This window comes from Treponema sp. UBA6852 (assembly GCA_002449305.1).
Taxonomy (GTDB): domain Bacteria; phylum Spirochaetota; class Spirochaetia; order Treponematales; family Treponemataceae; genus Treponema_D.
Map to the genome: position 1 here is coordinate 72,384 of DKDI01000018.1, position 19,679 is coordinate 92,062.

At 46.2% G+C, this 19,679-nt stretch carries 20 protein-coding genes; 15 read left to right on the forward strand and 5 right to left on the reverse strand.

The features are described 5' to 3' along the window. Positions 1-4: 4 nt before the first annotated feature. The 3 genes from B3209_RS04610 to B3209_RS04620 form a co-directional block, all read right to left on the reverse strand. Entirely contained in the window at positions 5-604 is a 600-nt protein-coding gene (locus B3209_RS04610; RefSeq protein WP_296689969.1) for a master DNA invertase Mpi family serine-type recombinase, read from the reverse strand. Between the two features lie 228 nt (positions 605-832). Continuing rightward, positions 833-1,279: a GNAT family N-acetyltransferase gene (locus tag B3209_RS04615; RefSeq protein ID WP_296689972.1), complete on the reverse strand. Its 447-nt coding sequence runs from the start codon at positions 1,277-1,279 to the stop codon at positions 833-835. A gap of 42 nt (positions 1,280-1,321) precedes the next feature. Next, positions 1,322-1,810, reverse strand: coding sequence for a prolyl-tRNA synthetase associated domain-containing protein (locus B3209_RS04620; protein WP_296689974.1), 489 nt, complete (start codon positions 1,808-1,810; stop codon positions 1,322-1,324). Positions 1,811-1,879: 69 nt separating this feature from the next. On the opposite strand from B3209_RS04620, the gene B3209_RS04625 reads away from it, so the two are divergent. From B3209_RS04625 to B3209_RS04695, 15 genes are all read left to right on the forward strand, one after another. Further along, positions 1,880-2,392, forward strand: coding sequence for a GNAT family N-acetyltransferase (locus B3209_RS04625; RefSeq protein ID WP_296689976.1), 513 nt, complete (start codon positions 1,880-1,882; stop codon positions 2,390-2,392). A gap of 277 nt (positions 2,393-2,669) precedes the next feature. Continuing rightward, the gene (locus B3209_RS04630; protein WP_296689978.1) at positions 2,670-3,128 is read left to right on the forward strand and encodes a pyridoxamine 5'-phosphate oxidase family protein; all 459 of its coding nucleotides are present in this window, start codon (positions 2,670-2,672) and stop codon (positions 3,126-3,128) included. Continuing rightward, the gene (locus B3209_RS04635; RefSeq protein ID WP_296689980.1) at positions 3,125-4,090 is read left to right on the forward strand and encodes an SIR2 family NAD-dependent protein deacylase; all 966 of its coding nucleotides are present in this window, start codon (positions 3,125-3,127) and stop codon (positions 4,088-4,090) included. Before B3209_RS04630 ends, B3209_RS04635 begins: the two co-directional genes overlap by 4 nt. 9 nt (positions 4,091-4,099) lie before the next feature. Continuing rightward, complete coding sequence (locus B3209_RS04640; protein ID WP_296689982.1) at positions 4,100-4,513, forward strand: Fur family transcriptional regulator; 414 nt, start codon at positions 4,100-4,102, stop codon at positions 4,511-4,513. Then, positions 4,510-4,821: a hypothetical protein gene (locus tag B3209_RS04645; protein WP_296689984.1), complete on the forward strand. Its 312-nt coding sequence runs from the start codon at positions 4,510-4,512 to the stop codon at positions 4,819-4,821. Before B3209_RS04640 ends, B3209_RS04645 begins: the two co-directional genes overlap by 4 nt. Positions 4,822-5,045: 224 nt before the next feature. Then, positions 5,046-6,158: a CobW family GTP-binding protein gene (locus tag B3209_RS04650; RefSeq protein WP_296689985.1), complete on the forward strand. Its 1,113-nt coding sequence runs from the start codon at positions 5,046-5,048 to the stop codon at positions 6,156-6,158. A gap of 37 nt (positions 6,159-6,195) precedes the next feature. Further along, on the forward strand, positions 6,196-7,761 hold the full coding sequence (locus tag B3209_RS04655; RefSeq protein WP_296689987.1) for a metal ABC transporter solute-binding protein, Zn/Mn family: 1,566 nt from the start codon (positions 6,196-6,198) through the stop codon (positions 7,759-7,761). Positions 7,762-8,075: 314 nt separating this feature from the next. Then, on the forward strand, positions 8,076-8,903 hold the full coding sequence (locus B3209_RS04660; RefSeq protein WP_296689989.1) for a M15 family metallopeptidase: 828 nt from the start codon (positions 8,076-8,078) through the stop codon (positions 8,901-8,903). A 10-nt stretch (positions 8,904-8,913) separates the two neighbouring features. Next, positions 8,914-9,612 carry a metal ABC transporter ATP-binding protein gene (locus B3209_RS04665; RefSeq protein ID WP_296689991.1) on the forward strand — a complete coding sequence of 233 codons (699 nt, stop codon included), beginning with the start codon at positions 8,914-8,916 and terminating at the stop codon, positions 9,610-9,612. Positions 9,613-9,638: 26 nt separating this feature from the next. After that, positions 9,639-10,475 carry a metal ABC transporter permease gene (locus B3209_RS04670; RefSeq protein ID WP_296689994.1) on the forward strand — a complete coding sequence of 279 codons (837 nt, stop codon included), beginning with the start codon at positions 9,639-9,641 and terminating at the stop codon, positions 10,473-10,475. Then, positions 10,472-11,155, forward strand: a complete 684-nt coding sequence (locus B3209_RS04675; RefSeq protein ID WP_296689996.1) for a hypothetical protein — start codon at positions 10,472-10,474, stop codon at positions 11,153-11,155. The genes B3209_RS04670 and B3209_RS04675 overlap by 4 nt, the downstream gene beginning before the upstream one ends. Positions 11,156-11,304: 149 nt before the next feature. Further along, the gene (locus tag B3209_RS04680; protein WP_296689997.1) at positions 11,305-11,538 is read left to right on the forward strand and encodes a hypothetical protein; all 234 of its coding nucleotides are present in this window, start codon (positions 11,305-11,307) and stop codon (positions 11,536-11,538) included. Positions 11,539-11,551: 13 nt separating this feature from the next. Next, positions 11,552-12,022, forward strand: coding sequence for a GNAT family N-acetyltransferase (locus tag B3209_RS04685; RefSeq protein ID WP_296690000.1), 471 nt, complete (start codon positions 11,552-11,554; stop codon positions 12,020-12,022). A gap of 34 nt (positions 12,023-12,056) precedes the next feature. Next, the gene (locus B3209_RS04690; protein WP_296664785.1) at positions 12,057-12,602 is read left to right on the forward strand and encodes a GrpB family protein; all 546 of its coding nucleotides are present in this window, start codon (positions 12,057-12,059) and stop codon (positions 12,600-12,602) included. 15 nt (positions 12,603-12,617) lie between these two features. Continuing rightward, entirely contained in the window at positions 12,618-13,454 is an 837-nt protein-coding gene (locus B3209_RS04695) for a protein-ADP-ribose hydrolase (protein WP_296664783.1), read from the forward strand. 18 nt (positions 13,455-13,472) lie between these two features. On the opposite strand, the gene B3209_RS04700 is transcribed toward B3209_RS04695, so the two are convergent. Then, positions 13,473-14,960, reverse strand: a complete 1,488-nt coding sequence (locus B3209_RS04700) for a glutamate synthase subunit beta (protein WP_296664781.1) — start codon at positions 14,958-14,960, stop codon at positions 13,473-13,475. A gap of 20 nt (positions 14,961-14,980) precedes the next feature. After that, a complete protein-coding gene (gene gltB, locus B3209_RS04705) occupies positions 14,981-19,504 on the reverse strand; it encodes a glutamate synthase large subunit (RefSeq protein WP_296664779.1) in 4,524 nt (1,507 codons plus the stop codon). Positions 19,505-19,679 lie beyond the last annotated feature (175 nt).

The window sequence follows — 19,679 nt, forward strand, 5'->3', positions numbered from 1 at the left end:
TTTTTTACTTCATTTTTCCAAGAAATCTTGCAAGTGTGTTTCTGTCAACCTTAAGTTTTTTCGCAATCTGACGTTGAGAAATTCCAAAAGCGAGCAGTTCGTCTATAATTTCACGTTTTCCATAGAGCTTGTGTTTTAAAGGGGAAGTTTTCCGGCCTTTTGGACGGCCGAGACTTATTCCTTCCGCCTTTTTCAGTTTCAACGCTTCCTTTGTCCGCTGGCTAATCAAGTTGCGCTCAATTTCCGCGCTTAGGCCAAACGCAAACGCTAACACCTTGCTTTGAATGTCATCGCCTAGCCTGTAGTTGTCCTTTATTGTCCAGACCTTGCAGTCTTTTTTCATGCAGATTGAAAGGATTTCCATAATCATGAACAGGCTTCGCCCAAGCCTGCTAAGCTCCGCGCAGATTATCAGGTCGCCGCTCTGAACATGATTCAGCAGGTCTCCGAGTTTTCGCTTGTCGTAGTTTTTTGTTCCGCTGATTGTCTCTTCTATCCAGCCGTCAATCTCAAGATTTTCCTTTTTGCAGAAATTGCAGATTTCAAAACGCTGATTTTCAACCGTCTGCTTGTCCGTGCTCACGCGGATATAACCATAAGTCATTTTGTACCTCTGCAGCTATTGTAAAGGAAAGCTATAATCCGTTTCCAATCGCATGGATGAAACTGTGAGAACATTTGCGGCACAATCTTTTGCGAAAGCACGCCACTTCACGGAACGTTAAAACAACGCTTCAAGAAATTGCGTCAGTTCAGCTAGCGTTATGACAATGCGAACAAAAAACACGCCGGGCGGAGCATAAATTTTCCGTTTTCTAAAACAGTTTTCTTATCATTTCCTGAAAAATATGAATGAAAGCCTTGTCGGCTCGGTCTGTTCCTTGTATGGCTTGTATCCTGTCTGAGTGTACAGGGCGATGTTCGTCCAGCTTTTTGAGCAAGTGTACAATTCTTTTTGCGCGGAAGGAAAGAGCCTGTCGATTTCTTCAAGAAGCCTCTTTGCAAATCCTTTCCGGCGGAAGTCCGGATGAACCATCAGCCGCCCGACATTTATTTTGCCGTTCTCTTCTTTATAGCGGATTGCGCCGATGATTTTTCCGCCGTCATTTACAAGCTTGAGCGTGCTCCAGTTGCTAAAGTCAGCCGAATTTTCCTGCGCCGTTTCTGTAAGAGCCGGAACATCGCGGCTTCCAATCATTTCAGCCTCGCTTTCAAAAGAGAGCAGCTGCAGCGCGTAAAGCTCGGGAATATCTTTCTTGTCCGCCGGAATTATCTTCATATTTTTCTCCAATGTTCTGCCCGAAACTGCGTTTCTGACAAATCACAGTTCCTCAAGTTCAACTTCGTTTCCGTTTTCTCTTATTAGATTAATCAAATCGGCTGTTTTTAGCCAGACGGTCGCTGTGTTTTCGTTCGGGTGGATTCCAATCATCCCTGGCGGCTCAAGAAAATCCTTGTCAAGAAAGAATTTTACTTTGTGTTCGGCGTCGTTCAAAAGTCCGAGCGGAGTTACAGAGCCGGGCGTGAGATTCAGGAAGCGCATCAGGTCTTCCGCGCTTGCAAAGGAGAGCTGCCGGATTCCGTGGGATTTACGGAATTCTTTTAGGTCAACGCGCTTGTTTCCTTTTACGGTAATCAGAAAATATTCGCGTTTCTTGTCGTCGCGCACAAAAAGATTTTTCGCGTCACATTCCGAGTGAGGCAGCACAACGTCGCAGATTTCGTCCATGCTGAAAACCGCCTTGTGCTCAGTGATTTCGTATTCAATGTTTTTTGCGTTCAAAAAATCGTAGGTTTCCTGTTTTGTCATGATTTGAAAATTATAGCAGAATTTTTGGGGATTGTTTGCATCCGCTGAAAATTTTGCTAGAATCCTGCTATGAAAATAAAAAAATGCGGTTTAGATGATGTTCTTGATTTGCAGAAAATATATCGGCAGACTTTTTACGAGACGTTCTCGGAACAGAATTCCGAAGAGAATATGAGAAAATTCTTGGACGAGGCGTACAGCGAAGAAAAACTGAAATCTGAGATTGAAGACAAGGAATCAGAAACTTTTCTTGCAGTGGAAAATCAAAAAATTCTCGGGGTTCTGAAAATCAACACTGGAAATGCGGAGACGGAATCCGGCTTGGAAAATTCACTTGAAATTCAGCGGATTTATGTATTGAAAGAAGCAAAAGGGCTTGGAATCGGAACGGCTTTTATGAGTCTTGCCGAAAAAAAGGCCAGAGAGCTTGAAGTTTCTTTTATTTGGCTTGGCGTTTGGGAGAAAAATTTTCCTGCCCAGAAATTCTACACTGACAAAGGCTTTAGAAAATTCAGCGAGCATGCTTTTGTTTTAGGCGATGATGTGCAAACTGATTTTCTGATAAAAAAAGAGCTTTCTTGATTCTCGCATTTATAATGTTTGCCGTGTATACTTGCGCGCATTCTAATGCCAATGCGTTAGGGCATGGAAGCCCGAAGTTCTGGAGCGGAACGAAGTGTTCGCACGAAGCGAAGCGGAAGAATGAGCGTGAGCGAAGGCTGGAACGCCCGGCCCGAACGGAGCGAGGGAAACGCCCTAAAATAAACTCTTGACTTTTATTTTTTCCTATCATTATCTTCTTAACTGTAACAACAAAAATTACAACAATACTTTCATCAAAAAATTCTCGGAGGAATTTATGGAACTTCACGAGGTTGCGTCTTATCTTGAAAAAGTCGGGCTGCAGTATATGGCGACGATTGGTCTGGACGGAAAGCCGAAGGTGCGGCCGGTTCAGTTCATGGTGGAATACGGCGGGCGGCTCTGGTTCTGCACGAACAGCAAAAAATCGATGTACGCGGAGCTTCTTAAAAATCCCTGGATTGACTTGTGCGCGTCAAAGCTGCTTGAGGACGAGATTCAGACGGCGTGGATTCGCCTGAGCGCGGAAGCGGTTTTTGAGGAAAATCTTGCGGTCAAGAAAATGATTATGGAAAAAAGCGCGATTGTGCATGAGCTTTACGAAAACAACGCTGAGCATCCACTTTTCAAGGTTTTCTATCTTAAAAATATCAAGGGCAGCCTGAACAATCTTGGGCACGTGAAAGGACTTTCTGAGCGCGCGGATTTTGCAAAGCCGGAGGAGTTTGAATTTTGAGCGGATTTGAAAACATCGCAAATGAAGAAATCGCAAAACTCCGCGAGATTTTGGATTCTGCCGAATATGTCGTGGTTGGAGCTGGCGCAGGTCTTTCTGCAAGCGCGGGATTTTCGTACACGGGCGAGCGGTTCAAGAAATATTTTTCGGACTTTGAGGCGAAATACCATTTTCACGATATGTATTCAGGCGGATTTGCGGATTTTGGCTCTCTTGAAGAAACCTGGGCTTACTGGAGCCGCTACATTTACATCAACCGCTACATGAGCGCGCCGGTTCCAGTCTACGAAAAACTTTTGGAGCTTGTGCGCGGCAAAGACTATTTTGCAATCACAACGAACGTTGACCACTGCTTTCAAAAGGCCGGATTCGACAAAAAGCGGCTTTTTTACACGCAGGGCGACTACGGACTTTTTCAGTGCTGCGTTCCGTGCCGCAAAAAAACTTATGAAAACGAGGAAATTGTAAGAAAAATGCTCGTTTCGCAAGGTTTCGGATTTGAGGACAGCGAAAACGGAAAAGACGGCGACCTTGTTTTTCTGAGAAATCCTTTGAAAATGGAAATTCCGCCGGAACTTGTGCCGCGCTGTCCTGTCTGCGGAAAACCGATGTCGATGAACCTCCGCTGCGACGAGACTTTTGTCGAGGATGACGGCTGGCACGAAGCGGCAAGACGCTATCAAGATTTTATTGAAAAGCACAAAAATGCACGGACGCTTTTTTTGGAGCTTGGAGTCGGCGAGAACACGCCCGGAATCATAAAGTATCCGTTTTGGAATCTCACGTACAAAAACAAAAACGCATTTTATGCGGCGGTCAATATGGAAAAGGAAGAAGTTCCTGCGGAAATAAAGGCGCGCTCGGTTCTGATAAAGGGCGATATTTTTAAGACGATTGAGAGTCTTGGGCACCAATATAAAATAAACACAATTTTTCTTGACAATTCTTTTTCATCTCGCTAATATGCAACCGTGTTGCAAAAGTCTTATCACACTAAAACTTCGGAATTGATTTCTCAGTTTGTTCAGGAAAGGACGGAAAGCGGATTTTCCGCGATGGAGCTGCTTGCTTTTCTTTCTGAGCGCGGGGAAAGTGTGAACAAGACGACTGTTTACCGCAACCTTGAAAAGCTGGTTGAAAGCGGACGGCTCATAAAGCGCAAGTCGGCTGTTTCTGACGGTTTTGTTTATCAGAGGGCGGAAGAAGACGGACAGTGCGGCGAGCATATTCACTTTCAGTGCGAAAAATGCGGCGCGATGATTCATCTTTCGGACAAGCTTACGGCGGATTACCTGAAGTCGGTTTCTGAAAATTTCGGCTTCAAGGTTGATTTTTCTTTGTCGTCACTGAACGGGCTTTGCGAAAAATGCAGGACTTTGGAATGAACTCAAGGCTGGATTCAAAATTGAACAGGCTGCGCGCGGTTTTTGCGGCGGTCTTTATCTTGCTTACAGTTTTCTCAGTGTTTTTTGCGGCTGCCGAGGCCGGACACGACTGCTCAGGCGACGACTGTCCAATCTGCTTTGTGATTCAAGTTGCCGAGCAGAACGCAAAGCTTTTGAGCCTTGCCCTTTGCGCCGCTGGAGCTTTTTTTGCCCGGCGATATTTTGTCTTAAAACTTTCCTTTAAAAATTCATATCAGACTTTTTTCAATAACTCTTTAATTTCTCTAAAGACACGTCTTAACAACTGAAAATTCTCTTTTCATCTTTATGTGCTAGGGATTTTGCATGCGCAATGCTGCGAATGTCCTTGCGCTGCGCTAGGGATTGTAGGGGCGGCAGAGCCGTTGCGGAACTAAGCAACGCGAAGTGTAGCAATGGAGGTAGCACGAAGTGCGTACGGAACCCCGAAAAGCCCGGTCTGCCTTTAGACAGAAGCGCCCGTAGTATCAAAATTTATTCAAAGAGAAAAAAAATGAAAAAGAAACCAGTTACGCTTATCACGGGCTATCTTGGCTCTGGTAAGACAACTCTGCTGAATGAGATTCTTCGGCAGGAAAAAAGGCGTGTCGCGCTGATTGTAAACGACATGGGAAGCATAAATATTGACGCTGAAATTCTGAAAAAGAACGGAGCGGCGGTTGCCCAAAGCGAAATGTACGAGATGCAGAACGGCTGTATCTGCTGCACTTTGCGCGATGAGTTTCTTGCGCAGGTCGAGAAGATTTCCGAGAACGACTCCATTGAGACTGTCTTTGTGGAGGCTTCGGGAATAAGCGATCCCGGCGCGATTGCGGCTTCCTTTCTTGCGTATGAGGACGACACTCCGGACACGAATGTTTTTCTTTCGAACATTGTTACGGTTGTTGACGCTGACAGAATTTACCGCGAGTTTCTGACAGACCTTGAGAACTACGAGGAGAACGACCCGAACAATCTTAAGTCGAACGACATTACAACGCTGATTGTTGACCAGATTGAATTCTGCAACGTGATTGTCCTGAACAAGCTTGACTTGCTTGACGAGCAGAAGACAGAGCAGGTCATAAAGGTTATCCGGGATTTCCAGCCAAAGGCGAAGATTGTAAAGACTGTGCGCGGAAAAGTTGACATCGAGCAGATTGTGTCCGAGACAAAATTCGACTTTGACATGGTGGATTCCTCTTCGGCAATTCAAAAGGCAATCAACACACTTTCCGACACGAACCGCGGATTTGAGGACGAATACGGAATTTCTTCGTTCGCATACGAGTGCAGAAAACCGTTCAGCCAGGAAAAATTCATGGATTTTGTGAACGAAGGATTTCCAAAAGAAATTATCAGGGCAAAAGGCTATATTTGGTTCAAGGAGAAGGCGCAGGATGTTCTTCTTTTTGAGCAGGCCGGAAGAAATTCTTCTGTGATGGCGGTTGCATACTGGGTTGCGGCTTTGGACGAGGCCACGCAGAAAGAGTGCCTTGAAAATGACAAGGAGCTGCGTTCATCTTGGGACAAGGATTTTGGCGACAGGATGAATCAGCTTGTGTTTATCGGAAAAGGCTACGACAAGGAAAAAATCATCAGGAAACTGGATTCCTGCCTTGCATAGTCTTGCAAAATATTTTGGATTTTATTGGAGAAAAAAAATGAAAAAGATAACGAAACTTTTGGCTTTAGGAGCGATGCTTGCCTTTGGAATGGCAGGCGCGTTTTCTGCAGAAAAAAAATCAATTGTCTGTACGACTTTTCCGCAGTACGACTGGTGCCGCGAGATTCTTGGAGACAAGGCGAAAGACTTTGACCTTACGCTTCTTCTTGACAAGGGAACTGACCTTCATTCGTTCCAGCCGAGTTTTTCCGACATCGCAAAAATTTCCGCAAGCGATATGTTCATCTACGTTGGCGGCGAGAGCGACGGCTGGGTTGGCGGCGTTCTAAAGGAAGCGAAGAACAAGAATCTTGTTCCAGTCAACATGATGGAAGTTCTTGGAGAGCGCGTAAAGGAAGAGGAAGTTGTGGAAGGAATGCAGGAAACAGAGCATTCTCATGAGCACGGCGAAGAAGGACATCACCACGACCACGGCAAGGAAGTTTCAACTTTTGAGGACAGCGAGGTTAAAAGCAGAAATCTTTCTGACTGGGCAGGCGAATGGCAGTCGGCTTATCCTCTTGCGCTTGACGGAACTTTGGACGAGGCTTTTGAGGAAAAGGCTGAATCAGGAAAAATGACCGCCGCAGAATACAAGGCTTACTATCAGAAAGGATACAAAACTGACATCTCAAAAATCAGCATAAAGAAAGACAAAATCGAATTCACTTATGCTGACGGAAGAAAAGTAAGCTCAAAATACAAAAATGTCGGATTTTACATTCAGAACTGGTCAACAGGAACAAAGGCCGCGATGTACCGCTTTGTCGCAAAGAACAAGAAATCAGGCGCGCCGCTTTTCATTGAATTCAACGACCACATGATTGAGAGTGCGGCTGCGGAGCATTTCCACATCAGAATGAGCAACGAGAGCTTTGACGCGATTGTTGACCCGGAAAATTCTTTCCCTACATTCTTCCCTGCAAGCATGAGCGGCGAGGAAATCTGCGAGCATTTGGCAGGACACGGACACAGCCACGATGAGGACGGAGATGAGCACGGACATCACCACGAGCATGACGAAATTGAATACGATGAGCACGTCTGGCTTTCTGTCAAGAATGCCGCTGTTCTTACAAATGCGATTGCTTCCCAGATTGAAAAGCTTGACCCAAAAAACGCTTCTGTTTACGCGGCTAATGCAAAGAGTTATGTTGAAAAGCTCAACGCTTTGGACAAAAAATATTCTGAAACTGTAGCTTCCTCAAAGTTCAAGACAATTCTTTTTGGCGACAGATTCCCGTTCCGCTATCTTGCTGACGACTACGGCCTTAAATATTATGCGGCTTTTGTAGGATGCAGCGCGGAAAGCGAGGCTAGCTTTGAGACAGTGATTTTCCTTGCGAAGAAAGTTGACGAGCTTGGACTTGGCAGTGTTCTTACAATTGAAAATTCAAACGGAAAAATCGCGCGCACTGTAATTCAGAATACATCAAAAAAGAACCAGAAGGTTTTGAAGATGGACTCATTGCAGTCTGTGAACCAGAAAGACATCAAGGGCGGAAAAAACTATCTTGACACAATGACAGAAAACCTTTCCGTTCTAAAAGAGGCTTTGAACTAGTTCTAGCTTATTTTAGCTTAGGGATAGAAGCACGGGGATGTCCCAAAAGTATCTTTTCTGTCATTTTCGGGCTTGACCCGAAAATCTAAATGCATATATTGCAATCATTTAGAGATTGTCGTATCAAGTACGACAATGACATTTAGAACTTATTAGACATCCCCATTCCTGTAAAAATTTGGTTGCGGTGGTCATTGAGTTCGTCCGGCCATTGAGCCTGTCGAAATGACCGCTGCAACTTTTTGCGTCGGTTTCGTAAAATAAAACCTGCGCCTACTTTTTCTTGAAATTTTTGTCTAGAAATGAGGTTTCTTATGACTAAAAAAACACTTTTGGAGATTTTTGCGGTTGCAGGAATTTTTTGTCTTGCAGGCTGCGCAAAAAAAGCTTATGCCCAGTCTTCAAAGCCGGCTGCAAAAATTTCATCTGCGGAAGAAGAAAAGTTCGGCAGAGTTTTTCAGAAAATGTCCGGCAGGGCAAAAGAAGCCATTTGTGTTGCAGAAGAAAACAAGGCGGAATTTTTAAAAGACCTTCACGAAATTCTTGAGGAGGAAAAGACATTCCGTGCGGACGACAAAAGCCTTTTCTTTTTAATTGACAAAAACCACGCCGTGCCTTCCTCCTACGTGCCGAAAGACTTGGTTTCTTTGAAAAAAAACAGCCTTTTTGACTTGAACAAAGCTGGAATGAAAATCCGCTCGGAAGCCTATTCCGCTTTAAATGAAATGGCGCAGGCCGCATTGAATGACGGAATCAGGCTCTTGGTAAGCTCCGCCTACCGCTCTTATTCTTATCAGGAAAATCTTTTTAACCACTACGTAAGCGTGGACGGACTTGAACAGGCTGAACGAGAAAGCGCACGCCCCGGAACAAGCCAGCATCAGCTTGGAACAGCAGTTGACTTCGGCTCGATTTCTGACGACTTTGACAAGACTCAGATGGGGCAATGGGTCTATAAAAACGCCGCGGATTACGGCTGGTCTCTTTCGTTTCCAAAAGGCTATGAAGATGTTACCGGCTACCGCTGGGAATGCTGGCACTTCCACTACATAGGAAAAAACGCCTGCCGTTTTCAGCGGAAGTGGTTCGGCGGAATCCAACAGTTCATGCTTGAATTTATAGACTTCTGGAAAAGCTGCTGAGGAGGAAAAAATGGCGTACATTTCTTGCGAGAATCTTGTGGTCGGATATGACGGAAAGGCAGTTTCGCCGCCGGTGAGTTTTACCGTTGAAAAAGGAAGCTACGTTTGCATTCTAGGTGAAAACGGCAGCGGAAAAACAACTCTTATGAGAACTCTTGTTGGGCTTCAGAAAAAAATCAGCGGAGAGATTTTGTTTGGAGACGGACTTTGCCGAAACGAGACAGGCTACCTTCCGCAGAAACTTTCTGTAAGTGCGGATTTTCCGGCTTCTGTGCGCGAGATTGTGCTTTCTGGAACGCTCGGGCAGTTTAAAAACCGACCTTTTTACGGAAAGGCGCAGAAACTGATTGCGGACGAGCAGATGGAAAAAGTCGGAATCGCTTCCCTTTCGCATAGGCGTTTTACGGAACTTTCAGGCGGACAGCAGCAGCGGACTCTTCTTGCACGTGCCTTGTGCGCCGCAAAAAAACTGATTTTTCTTGACGAGCCTGTTTCCGCGCTTGACCCGGCCGCCGCAAAGGAATTCTACGCCATCTTGGAAAAACTGAACAATGAAGGGCTTTCCGTTGTAATGGTGAGCCACGATTTGGACTGCATTGATTACGCATCGCACATTCTTTCGTTCAGAGGCGGAAAAGTCCAGTTTGAAACCCGCGCGGATTTTTGCAAAGGCGCATCGTCTGTCAAATCTGATGAAAAACGCGGCTGAAAAAACTGGAAACACTGGAGACTTCGATGGAAATTCTTGAAAAACTTTCTTATTACCTTTCATTTTCGTTTGTTAGATACGCGCTGATTGTCGGCGTTCTTGTTTCTCTGTGCGCGTCGCTTTTGGGAACAGTTCTTGTCCTTCGCCGCTACTCGCTTATTGGAGACGGACTTTCTCACGCCGCGTTCGGAGCATATTCGGTTGCCGTTACGATGAAGCTTGTGAGCGACAGCCTTTTTACAATTCCGGTTACGGTTCTTTGCGCGGTTTTTCTTCTTTGCATGGACAAAAAAAGAAAAGTGCAGTCGGACTCGCTGATTGCGATGATTTCCGTGGGCGCGCTTGCATTCGGCTATCTTGTGATGAACGTTTTTTCAACTTCGGCGAATGTCTCAGGCGATGTCTGCACAACGCTTTTCGGCTCAACCTCGATTCTCACTCTCACAAAAGGCAAGGTCGCGGTCTCGGTTCTGATTTCCTGCGTTACGATTGCCGCTTTCGTCTTTTTCTACAACAGGATTTTTTCAGCGACTTTTGACCCGGACTTTTTGCGCACGGAAGACAGATTCGCGGGCATTTACGACATTTTAATTGCCGTGATTACAGCCGTTGTGATTGTGCTTGCGATGAATCTTGTAGGCTCGCTTCTGATAACGGCGATTCTTGTTTTTCCGCCTTTAAGCTCAATGCGCGTTATGAAAAGCTTCAAGTCCACGGTGATTTATTCCGCCGCCCTTGGCGCATTCTCATCGTTCTTGGGAATTATGATTTCGATTGTTCTTTCAACGCCGGTTGGAGCCACAATCGTGATAATCGACATAATGATTTTCGCACTTCATTGCGTTGCCGGGAGATTTTTATGAAAAAGATTCAGACTGCCGCTTTGATTTTGATTTTGATTGCAGCCTCATCATGCTCGGCGAAAAAATCCTACAGCGCAGGCGGACTTCCAAAGAGAAACAAAGTTGCCAATATAATAGAAGAAAAAATCAAGGAAGAATCATCTGACAGCAGGCAGCAGAATGCCACTTCCGGCAACTATGACAATTACTACAGCTACAGCAGCGGCACGGAAAATGCTGCCCCGCAAAGCACTGAGAGCGCGACGCAAAATTCCAGCGACTCGGCTCAAGATTCCTCTTCGTCATCCTACGACTATTACGGAACTAGCTTTGAAGAAATCTCCGCGCCAAAAACCGACGTTGAGATTGACCTTTCAAAAATGAACGCCGACCTTGCATATGCGTTTATTTTCCAGCTTGTTGTGAAGCCAGAAAAATACGAGGGAAAAACAATCCGAATGACTGGAACTTTTGAAACTTTCTACGACAACGAGCCTCTCGGACGGCACGACTACTGCATCATCACCGATGTTCTTGCGTGCTGCGCGCAGGGACTTGAATTTGAAAGCGCGAAGATTGCCGGCATTGAGCCGGGACAGAAAATCACAGTCAGCGGCAAACTAAACCTGCGCGACGCGGTCTCGCCCGACGGAATGGAATACAAGACAATGCGGATTACAGAAGCGGCGGTTTCCTCATAAAAATCAAAAAATGCCAATTTTCTTGAAGAAAAGCACAAATTCAGCGGACAAAATCTTGAAGAAAAGCACAAAAAGTTCCGTGCTTTTAATAGCATAAAATCTTTGCGTTTCTTAATAAAAAGACAAATTTTTGATATAATAAAAGAAATGTGGCAGGGATTGCATACCTGACGGTATGCTGCGAGATTTTGCTTCGCAAAACTCGTTTATTTACGTGTGCGCTCACGCGCACGCCTGCACTTCGTGGCAGGGATAGAAGTGGCGGCGAAGCCGTTCCGAAGCGCAGCGGAGGAATGGAGGCGAAAGCCGGAACCACGGATTGCCCGGTTTTTGCGGAACGCAGCGAAGCAAAAAGCCACCCGAAAAATAAAAAATCAATTTAACAGGAGCAAAAAAATGACAATACGAAGAGCGAACGAAAATGACATTCCGAAGATTATCGACCTGCTTGGACAGGTTCTGCAGATTCACGCGGAAATCAGGCCGGACATTTTTATTCCAGGAACGACAAAATATACAAATGCGGAGCTTTCGCAAATGCTAAAGGACGAGACGAAGCCGATTTATGTTGCCGCGGACGAGAACGACACTTGCGTAGGCTACGCTTTTTGCCAGATTCGCGAGCAGCCTTTTTCGAACAACATGGTTCAGTTCAAGTCGCTTTTTATTGACGACTTGTGCGTTGACAAAAGCACGCGCGGCCAGCACATCGGCGAAAAACTTTTCGAGCACGTGAAAAACGAGGCGAAAAGGCTTGGCTGCTACGAGGTAACACTGAACGTGTGGGCAGGAAACACTTCGGCGGAAAAATTCTACGAGAAAATGGGGCTAAAGACAAAAGAGCGGCAGCTGGAATATATTTTGTAGGATGGACTGGAATTTCATGGATGGCGGATTTTGCATGACAGGATTAAAAAGAGGTTCGGTGAAACTGGAAGCGCACCAAAGCGGCTGGCAAAAAGAAGCCGAGAATACGATTGCTGAACTAAAATGCATTTTTGAAAATATTGCCACCGACATTCAGCATATCGGAAGCACCGCCGTTTCCTCCATTCACGCAAAACCGATTATTGACATTGCCGTGGGAGTCAAAAATCCGGAAGATGTTTTTCCGTTCATTGAAGAATTAAACAAAAAGAACTACATTTTTCGCGGAGAAGATGTTCCCGGACAGCTTCTGCTTGTAAAAGGCGATTTTAAAAAGGACACTCGAACGCATCATATCCACGTGATCAAATGGAACGGAACTGAATGGAAAAATTATATCGATTTCCGGGACTATCTAAATGCCTTCCCTGAAAAAGCCGCGGAATATGATGAATGCAAACAGAAATTAGCAAAGAGATTTCCTGATAACCGCAAACTCTACACAGAAGGAAAGAAAAAGCTGATTGCAGAACTAATAGAAGAAGTAAAAGTGTGGAAAACAAAAAGACCGAATTGCTGATTTTGGAGGCAAACCATGACACAAACCGAAAGACGCGAATGGCTCATAAAATATCTTCTGAACGAGCCGGGCTCTCCAGCTGAATACAAGAATATTGAACTTCCGCCGCAAGATGACGAAGTTGCTCAGAAAGACTTGCTGCGCTCGCTGATGAACGTGCGCCCGCCGCGTCCTGTTTCCAACGAGTTCTTGAAAATTCAGGACGAATACTTAACGGAACGCAACAAAGAGCGCGGAATCACCGACATTGCAACGCTGAAAAATGTTCCGGCGGACAAAAGGCTTTTTCTATGGCAGGGCGACATTACAACTCTGAACGCGGATGCAATCGTGAACGCAGCGAATTCCGCCTTGCTCGGCTGCTTTGCTCCGCTCCATGCGTGCATCGACAACTGCATCCACACTTTCGCAGGAGTTCAGCTTCGGCTTGAGTGCAACGAGATTATGCAAAAACAAGGCTCTCCTGAAAAAACAGGAAGCGCGAAAATCACTCAGGCATTCAACCTGCCTTCAAAATTCGTTCTACACACGGTAGGTCCTATAATCCACGCCAGTGTAACCGAACGCGACAAAATCCAGCTCGCCTCGTGCTACACAAGCTGCCTGAACCTTGCCGCGCAAAATGGGCTTGAAAGTTTAGCATTCTGCTGCATTTCCACAGGCGTTTTCAGATTTCCGCAAAAGCTCGCCGCCCAAATCGCCGTAAAAACCGTAACAGATTGGCTGGATGAAAACAAAACCACAACCGCAAAAAAAGTGATTTTCAACGTTTTTGGAAACAAGGATTTGGAGATTTACCGGGAGATTTTGGGAGAAAAGCCGGAACTGGCACAAGGAAAACACTTAGGCTAGTCCGGCTGTGTTTTTGCCCTACAAATTTGAATATCCCATCAGGTATTCATCAATCTCCCTTGCGCATTCTCTTCCTTCTGCAATCGCCCAGACAACTAGCGACTGGCCTCTGTGCATATCGCCTGCTGTAAAGACTTTGTCTATTCCCGTGAAGTATGAACTTGCGCTGGAAGTTGCGACTGTGTTTCTTGCGGAAAGCGGTGTTCCGAATGCGTTTGCGGTGTAGTCCTCGCAGCCGAGAAATCCTGCGGCAATCAGAATCAGGTCGGCCGGGAGTTCTTTTTCGCTTCCTTCGATTTCGCAGAGAGTGCGTTTTCCGTCCACGTTCTTGAATTCAACCTGAACTGTTTTTATTCCGCAGACTTTTCCGTTTTTCTGGTAAACTTCCTTGATTGTCGTTTTGTAGACGCGCGGATCATGCCCGAACTTTTCAATTGACTCCTGCGCGCCGTAGTCTGTCTTTAAGACTTTGGGCCACTGCGGCCACGGATTGTCTGGTTGACGTTCCGCCGGAGGGCAAGGCATCATTTCAAGCTGGGTTACACTTGCAGCTCCGAGCCTTATGCTTGAGCCTGTGCAGTCGTTTCCTGTGTCGCCTCCGCCAAGGATTATCACGTGCTTTCCCTTTGGATCAATAAAATTCTTGTCTGAGAAGTCTGAGTCCAAAAGGCTTTTTGTAACGCTCTTGAGCCAGTCCACGGCGAACATTATTCCCTGCGCGTCGCTTCCTTGTGCAGACAGGGGACGCGCTTTTTTTGCTCCGCAGCACAAGGCGACTGCATCGTATTCAGAAAGAAGCTGTTTGGCATCTACATTGCGGCCGACATCGGCGTTCGTTATGAATGTAACTCCTTCCGCTTTCATAAGATTGACTCTGCGCTCCACGATTTTTTTGTCTAGCTTCATGTTCGGAATGCCGTACATCAGAAGTCCGCCGATTCTGTCATCGCGCTCGTAGACGGTTACATTATGTCCGCGGCGGTTCAGCAAGTCGGCAACGGCAAGTCCTGCAGGGCCTGAGCCTATTACCGCGATTTTTTTGTCGCTTCTGACTTTCGGAATCTGAGGCTTCATGTAGCCTGACTCGAACGCCTTCTCGATTATGTAAAGTTCGTTGTCGTGGATTGTTACAGCTTCCTTTATGTCTCCGCCGTTTCCGCAATTGCAGGCTTTCTCGCACAATGCGGGGCAGACTCTTCCTGTGAATTCCGGGAAGCTTGAAGTTTTTAAGAGACGCCAGGCCGCCATGTCGTACTGTCCTTTGTAAAGCGCGTCGTTCCATTCAGGAATAAAGTTGTGGAGAGGGCAGCCCGTCACCATTCCGGCAAGCTTGATTGCGCTCTGGCACATCGGAACTCCGCAGTTCATGCATCTTGCCGCCTGCTCGCGCCGTTCCTTGTCGTTAAGATGATTGTGGAATTCCTTGAAATTTTTTATGCGTGAAGAAGGTTCAATCCAGGAATCCTCAACACGCTTGTATATCATAAATCCGTCGTTTTTACCCATAGTGTACCCCTGACTTTTTCTTATGCAGTGAGCTTTTTAAAAGCTTCAAGGACTGCTTCATCGTGATTCAAACCGCGCTCTTCGCCCTTTGCGATTTCCGTCATCATCTTCTGATAATCATTAGGAACGATTTTCTTGAAGTGCCTGATGTAATTATCAAAGTCCTTAAGAATTTTCTTTGCAAGCTCCGAGCCGGTTTCTTTTTCATGACGCTGAATCAAGTCCTTTATGATTTCAATGTCGTGGCTGTCTGAAACTTCTGTCATGGAAACAAGCTGCTTGTTCAGACGCAGATACAAATCATGGTTCTCGTCCAGAACATAAGCGGTTCCGCCACTCATTCCCGCGCAGAGATTTTTTCCTGTTCCGCCCAAAATTACAGCAGTTCCGCCTGTCATGTATTCAAGTCCGTGGTCGCCGCAGCCTTCTACAACCGCAACCGCCCCGGAATTTCTTACGCAGAACCTCTCGCCTGCAATTCCGTTTATGAACGCGCTTCCGCTTGTAGCTCCGTACAAGGCCACGTTTCCGATGATAATATTTTCTTCGGCTTTGTAAGTTGCCTTTGCTGAAGGGTGGACTACGATTTTTCCGCCGCTCAAGCCTTTTCCGAGGTAGTCGTTTGCGTCTCCTGTAAGGTTCAGTGTAAGTCCTTTCGGAATGAACGCGCCGAATGACTGTCCGCCGCCGCCTGTGCAGTTAACAACGTAGCTGTCTTCTTCAAGCGATGAGCCGAAATTCTTCTGGATTTCTGAGCCGAGAATTGTTCCCACCGTTCTGTCCGTTGAAGAAACCGAAAGTTCAAAAACGCCCTTCTTTGCTTTCTTTGACTTTTCAAATGCCTTTAGAAGTTTTGCCTCGTCTACAGTTTTTTCAAGCTGGAAGTCAAAAATGTCCGCAGGCTCAAAATGTGTCTTTGCATCTTCCGGAGTTTTCCAGCCGATGATTCTGCTCATGTCCACAAGGTTTGCCCTAGGGAACGCGCTTTTTTCTTTGAGGGCAAGAAGCTCCGTATGTCCGCACATTTCGTCAATGCTGTGGAAGCCGAACTTTGCCATGATTTCGCGCAACTCCTCGGCAATGAACTTCATGAAATTTTCAACATATTCAGGTTTTCCTGTAAATCGTTTTCTAAGCTCGCTGTTCTGGGTTGCAACTCCGAACGGACAAGTGTCAAGGTTGCAAACGCGCATCATTGCGCAGCCCATTGTGATAAGAGGAGCTGTTGCAAAACCGAATTCCTCCGCGCCCAAAAGACAGGCAATCGCAACATCGCGGCCGCTCATAAGTTTTCCGTCTGTCTCAATCACAACGCGCGAGCGAAGTCCGTTCTGAATCAACGTCTGATGAGTTTCCGCAAGTCCCAATTCCCACGGAAGTCCTGCATGATGAATTGAAGAAATTGGAGCAGCTCCAGTTCCGCCGTCGTGTCCTGAAATCAAAATCACCTGCGCGCCGGCCTTTGCAACACCAGCCGCAATCGTTCCGACGCCAGCCTCTGAGACAAGCTTAACGGAAATGCGGGCGGCACGGTTCGCGTTTTTCAAGTCGTAAATCAGCTGAGCCAAATCTTCAATTGAATAAATATCGTGGTGCGGTGGCGGCGAAATCAAAGAAACACCTGGAGTCGCATAACGGGTCTGCGCAATCCAAGGATAAACTTTTTTTCCGGGAAGATGTCCGCCTTCTCCGGGCTTTGCTCCCTGCGCCATTTTAATCTGAATTTCCTTCGCGCTCAAAAGATATTCTTCTGTAACGCCAAATCGTCCGGATGCAACCTGCTTGATTGCGGAATTTGCTTCAGTTCCAAGACGCTCAGGTTTTTCACCGCCTTCTCCGGAATTTGATTTTCCGTGCAAGTGGTTCATCGCCAAAGCCATGCATCTGTGCGCTTCCTCAGAAATTGAACCGTAGCTCATAGCTCCAGTCTTGAACCGCTTTACAATTTCGGAAACTGGCTCAACTTCGTCTATGCTGATTTCTTTTCCTTCTGGAAAGCTGAATTTGAGCATTGCGCGCAAAGTGTGGGGATGCGCGTTGTCGTCAACCAGGGCCGTGTATTCCTTGAATCTTTCGTAGCTTCCCGTGCGGGTGGCTTCCTGCAGCGCGATAATTGTTTCAGGAGAGTAAAGATGATCCTCGCAGGTCGGACCGCGGCGCAGTTTGTGGTTTCCAACCGAATCAAGGTGAGTGTTCACGGCAAGTCCGAGCGGATCAAATGCCTTGTTGTGATGGAAGTTCACATCCTCGTCAATTTCTTTAAGGCCGATTCCACCGACGCGGCTGACAGTGTTTGTAAAATATTCGTCGATTACATCCTTGCTGATTCCGATTGCCTCAAAAATCTGCGCGGACTGATAAGACTGGATTGTTGAGATTCCCATCTTTGCGGCGATTTTTACAATTCCGTTTATGATTCCCTTGTTGTAGTCGTCGATTGCAGTGTGATAATCCTTGTCCAAAAGCTTCTGGTCAATGAGCTCGGCAATGCATTCGTGGGCAAGATAAGGATTCACCGCGCGCGCTCCGTAACCAAGGCACATCGCTGCCTGATGGACATTTCTGACTTCCGCCGACTCAAGGATGATTGAGATTGCGGTTCTCTTTTTTGTGCGGATTAAATACTGCTCAACTCCGCTTACGGCAAGAAGGCTTGGAACGGCAACGTGGTTTTCGTCAACTCCGCGGTCACTCAAAATAATTATATTGCTTCCGTTGTGATATTCACGCTCGATTGCGACAAAAATATTGTCCAGAGCCTCTTTAAGCGAAGTGTTCTTATAATACAAAAGGGAAACAACCGCAGTTTTCAGTCCGGGGCGGTTCAGGTTCTTGAGCTTGAGCATATCGACACCGGTCAGAATCGGATTGTTTATCTCAAGTACTGTGCAGTTCGCGCTTTTCGGCTCAAGAAGGTTTCCGTCTGTTCCAACGTAAACTGTCGTGTCGGTAACAATTTTTTCACGCAGGGAATCAATCGGCGGATTCGTAACCTGCGCGAACAGCTGCTTGAAGTAATTGTAAAGAGGCGGATGCTTGTCGCTCATGACTGCAAGCGGCGTGTCTATTCCCATGGCTCCGGTCGGTTCAACTCCGTTCTGCGCCATAGGAAGAATCATCTCGTTCACATCTTCGTAGTTCCAGCCGAACGCACGGTACATTATGTCGCGCTCTTCCTGCGTGTAGACCGGAATTTTTTTGTTCGGAATAACAAGATCCTTCAGCTTTAAAAGATTCAGGTTGAGCCATTCGCCGTAAGGATAAAGATTTATGTACTGCTTTTTCGCTTCCTCGTCGGAAATAAGACGCTTCTGGACAGTGTCAACAAGAAGAATTTTTCCGGGCTGAAGACGTGATTTTTTTACGATGTTTTCTTCCGGAATATCAAGAACTCCGACTTCCGAAGAAAGAATAAGCATATTGTCTTTTGTAATATAGTAGCGGCTTGGGCGAAGTCCGTTTCTGTCAAGAGTCGCTCCGACAAAATCTCCGTCGCTGAAAAGAATCGCCGCAGGACCGTCCCATGGCTCCATCATTGTTGCCCAGTAATGGTAGAAGTCGCGTTTCTGCTGGCTCATCGTCTCATCGTTTTTCCAAGGCTCTGGAATGCAGACCATCACCGCAAGCGGAAGCGGCATTCCGTTCATCACAAGGAATTCCAAAGTGTTGTCGAGCATTGCGGAGTCAGAGCCTGTCGCGTCTACAGCAGGAAGAATTTCACGGAGCTCCTCATCCTTGAAAACAGGAGAGTCAAGAGTTTCCTCTCTTGCCAGCATTCTGTCAACGTTTCCGCGGATTGTGTTGATTTCTCCGTTATGCGCAATGAATCTGTTCGGATGCGCCCTCTGCCAGCTTGGCTGCGTGTTTGTGCTGAATCTTGAGTGGACAAGCGCAAGGGATGAAGTGTAGTCTTCGGACTGAAGGTCTTTGTAGAAAGTCCTGAGTTGCTGAACAAGGAACATTCCCTTGTAGACGATTGTGCGGCTTGAAAGCGAAGCAATGTATGTGTTCAAATGTGAATGCTCAAACTGGCGGCGCAGAATGTAAAGCTTGCGGTCAAAGTCAAGTCCGCGGCTGATATTTTCCGGACGCTCGATAAAGCACTGCATTATGCAAGGCATACAGTCTTTTGCGCGCTGACCAAGAACATCAGGATTTACAGGAACTTTTCTCCAACCAAGGAATTTGAGGTTTTCCTTTTTTGCAAGGACTTCAAGCATTTTCATCGCCTGCGAGCGGATATATTTGTCCTGCGGAAAGAAGAACATTCCGACTCCGTAGTCGCGTGCCTCTTTCAACTCGATTCCTTCCTGCTTTGCCGCCTGCTTAAAAAACTGGTGTGAAATCTGAACAAGAATTCCGACTCCGTCGCCAGTCTCGCCGGTGGCATCTTTTCCAGCGCGGTGCTCCAGCTTTTCAACTATGCACAGCGCATTGTCCACGATTTTGTGAGTCGCCGTACCGTCAATGTTTACGACTGCTCCGATTCCGCAAGCGTCATGCTCAAATGACGGATCATACAAAGTTCTGTTTTTTTCAGTCATAGTAACCCCTTGCATAAAAAAAAAGACGCTTTGCAAAAAACAGACACTTAGCCTGCATTTTACAAAACGCCTTCGTTTCGTTCTTTAGACTATATAAAAAATCAAATAAATTATCAAGAGATTGTAAAAAAATATTGCTAAAAATATTAAGGCTATCTTGCAAGTTTCAAAATTC

Coding starts and splice junctions, on each gene's coding strand:
- B3209_RS04665 (WP_296689991.1), top strand. CDS start 8,914: ATGGCGTACATTTCTTGCGAGAATCTTGTGGTCGGATATGACGGAAAG.
- B3209_RS04630 (WP_296689978.1), top strand. CDS start 2,670: ATGGAACTTCACGAGGTTGCGTCTTATCTTGAAAAAGTCGGGCTGCAG.
- B3209_RS04645 (WP_296689984.1), top strand. CDS start 4,510: ATGAACTCAAGGCTGGATTCAAAATTGAACAGGCTGCGCGCGGTTTTT.
- B3209_RS04625 (WP_296689976.1), top strand. CDS start 1,880: ATGAAAATAAAAAAATGCGGTTTAGATGATGTTCTTGATTTGCAGAAA.
- B3209_RS04650 (WP_296689985.1), top strand. CDS start 5,046: ATGAAAAAGAAACCAGTTACGCTTATCACGGGCTATCTTGGCTCTGGT.
- B3209_RS04690 (WP_296664785.1), top strand. CDS start 12,057: ATGACAGGATTAAAAAGAGGTTCGGTGAAACTGGAAGCGCACCAAAGC.
- B3209_RS04685 (WP_296690000.1), top strand. CDS start 11,552: ATGACAATACGAAGAGCGAACGAAAATGACATTCCGAAGATTATCGAC.
- B3209_RS04660 (WP_296689989.1), top strand. CDS start 8,076: ATGACTAAAAAAACACTTTTGGAGATTTTTGCGGTTGCAGGAATTTTT.
- B3209_RS04675 (WP_296689996.1), top strand. CDS start 10,472: ATGAAAAAGATTCAGACTGCCGCTTTGATTTTGATTTTGATTGCAGCC.
- gltB (WP_296664779.1), bottom strand. CDS start 19,504: ATGACTGAAAAAAACAGAACTTTGTATGATCCGTCATTTGAGCATGAC.
- B3209_RS04670 (WP_296689994.1), top strand. CDS start 9,639: ATGGAAATTCTTGAAAAACTTTCTTATTACCTTTCATTTTCGTTTGTT.
- B3209_RS04610 (WP_296689969.1), bottom strand. CDS start 604: ATGACTTATGGTTATATCCGCGTGAGCACGGACAAGCAGACGGTTGAA.
- B3209_RS04695 (WP_296664783.1), top strand. CDS start 12,618: ATGACACAAACCGAAAGACGCGAATGGCTCATAAAATATCTTCTGAAC.
- B3209_RS04615 (WP_296689972.1), bottom strand. CDS start 1,279: ATGAAGATAATTCCGGCGGACAAGAAAGATATTCCCGAGCTTTACGCG.
- B3209_RS04700 (WP_296664781.1), bottom strand. CDS start 14,960: ATGGGTAAAAACGACGGATTTATGATATACAAGCGTGTTGAGGATTCC.
- B3209_RS04620 (WP_296689974.1), bottom strand. CDS start 1,810: ATGACAAAACAGGAAACCTACGATTTTTTGAACGCAAAAAACATTGAA.
- B3209_RS04655 (WP_296689987.1), top strand. CDS start 6,196: ATGAAAAAGATAACGAAACTTTTGGCTTTAGGAGCGATGCTTGCCTTT.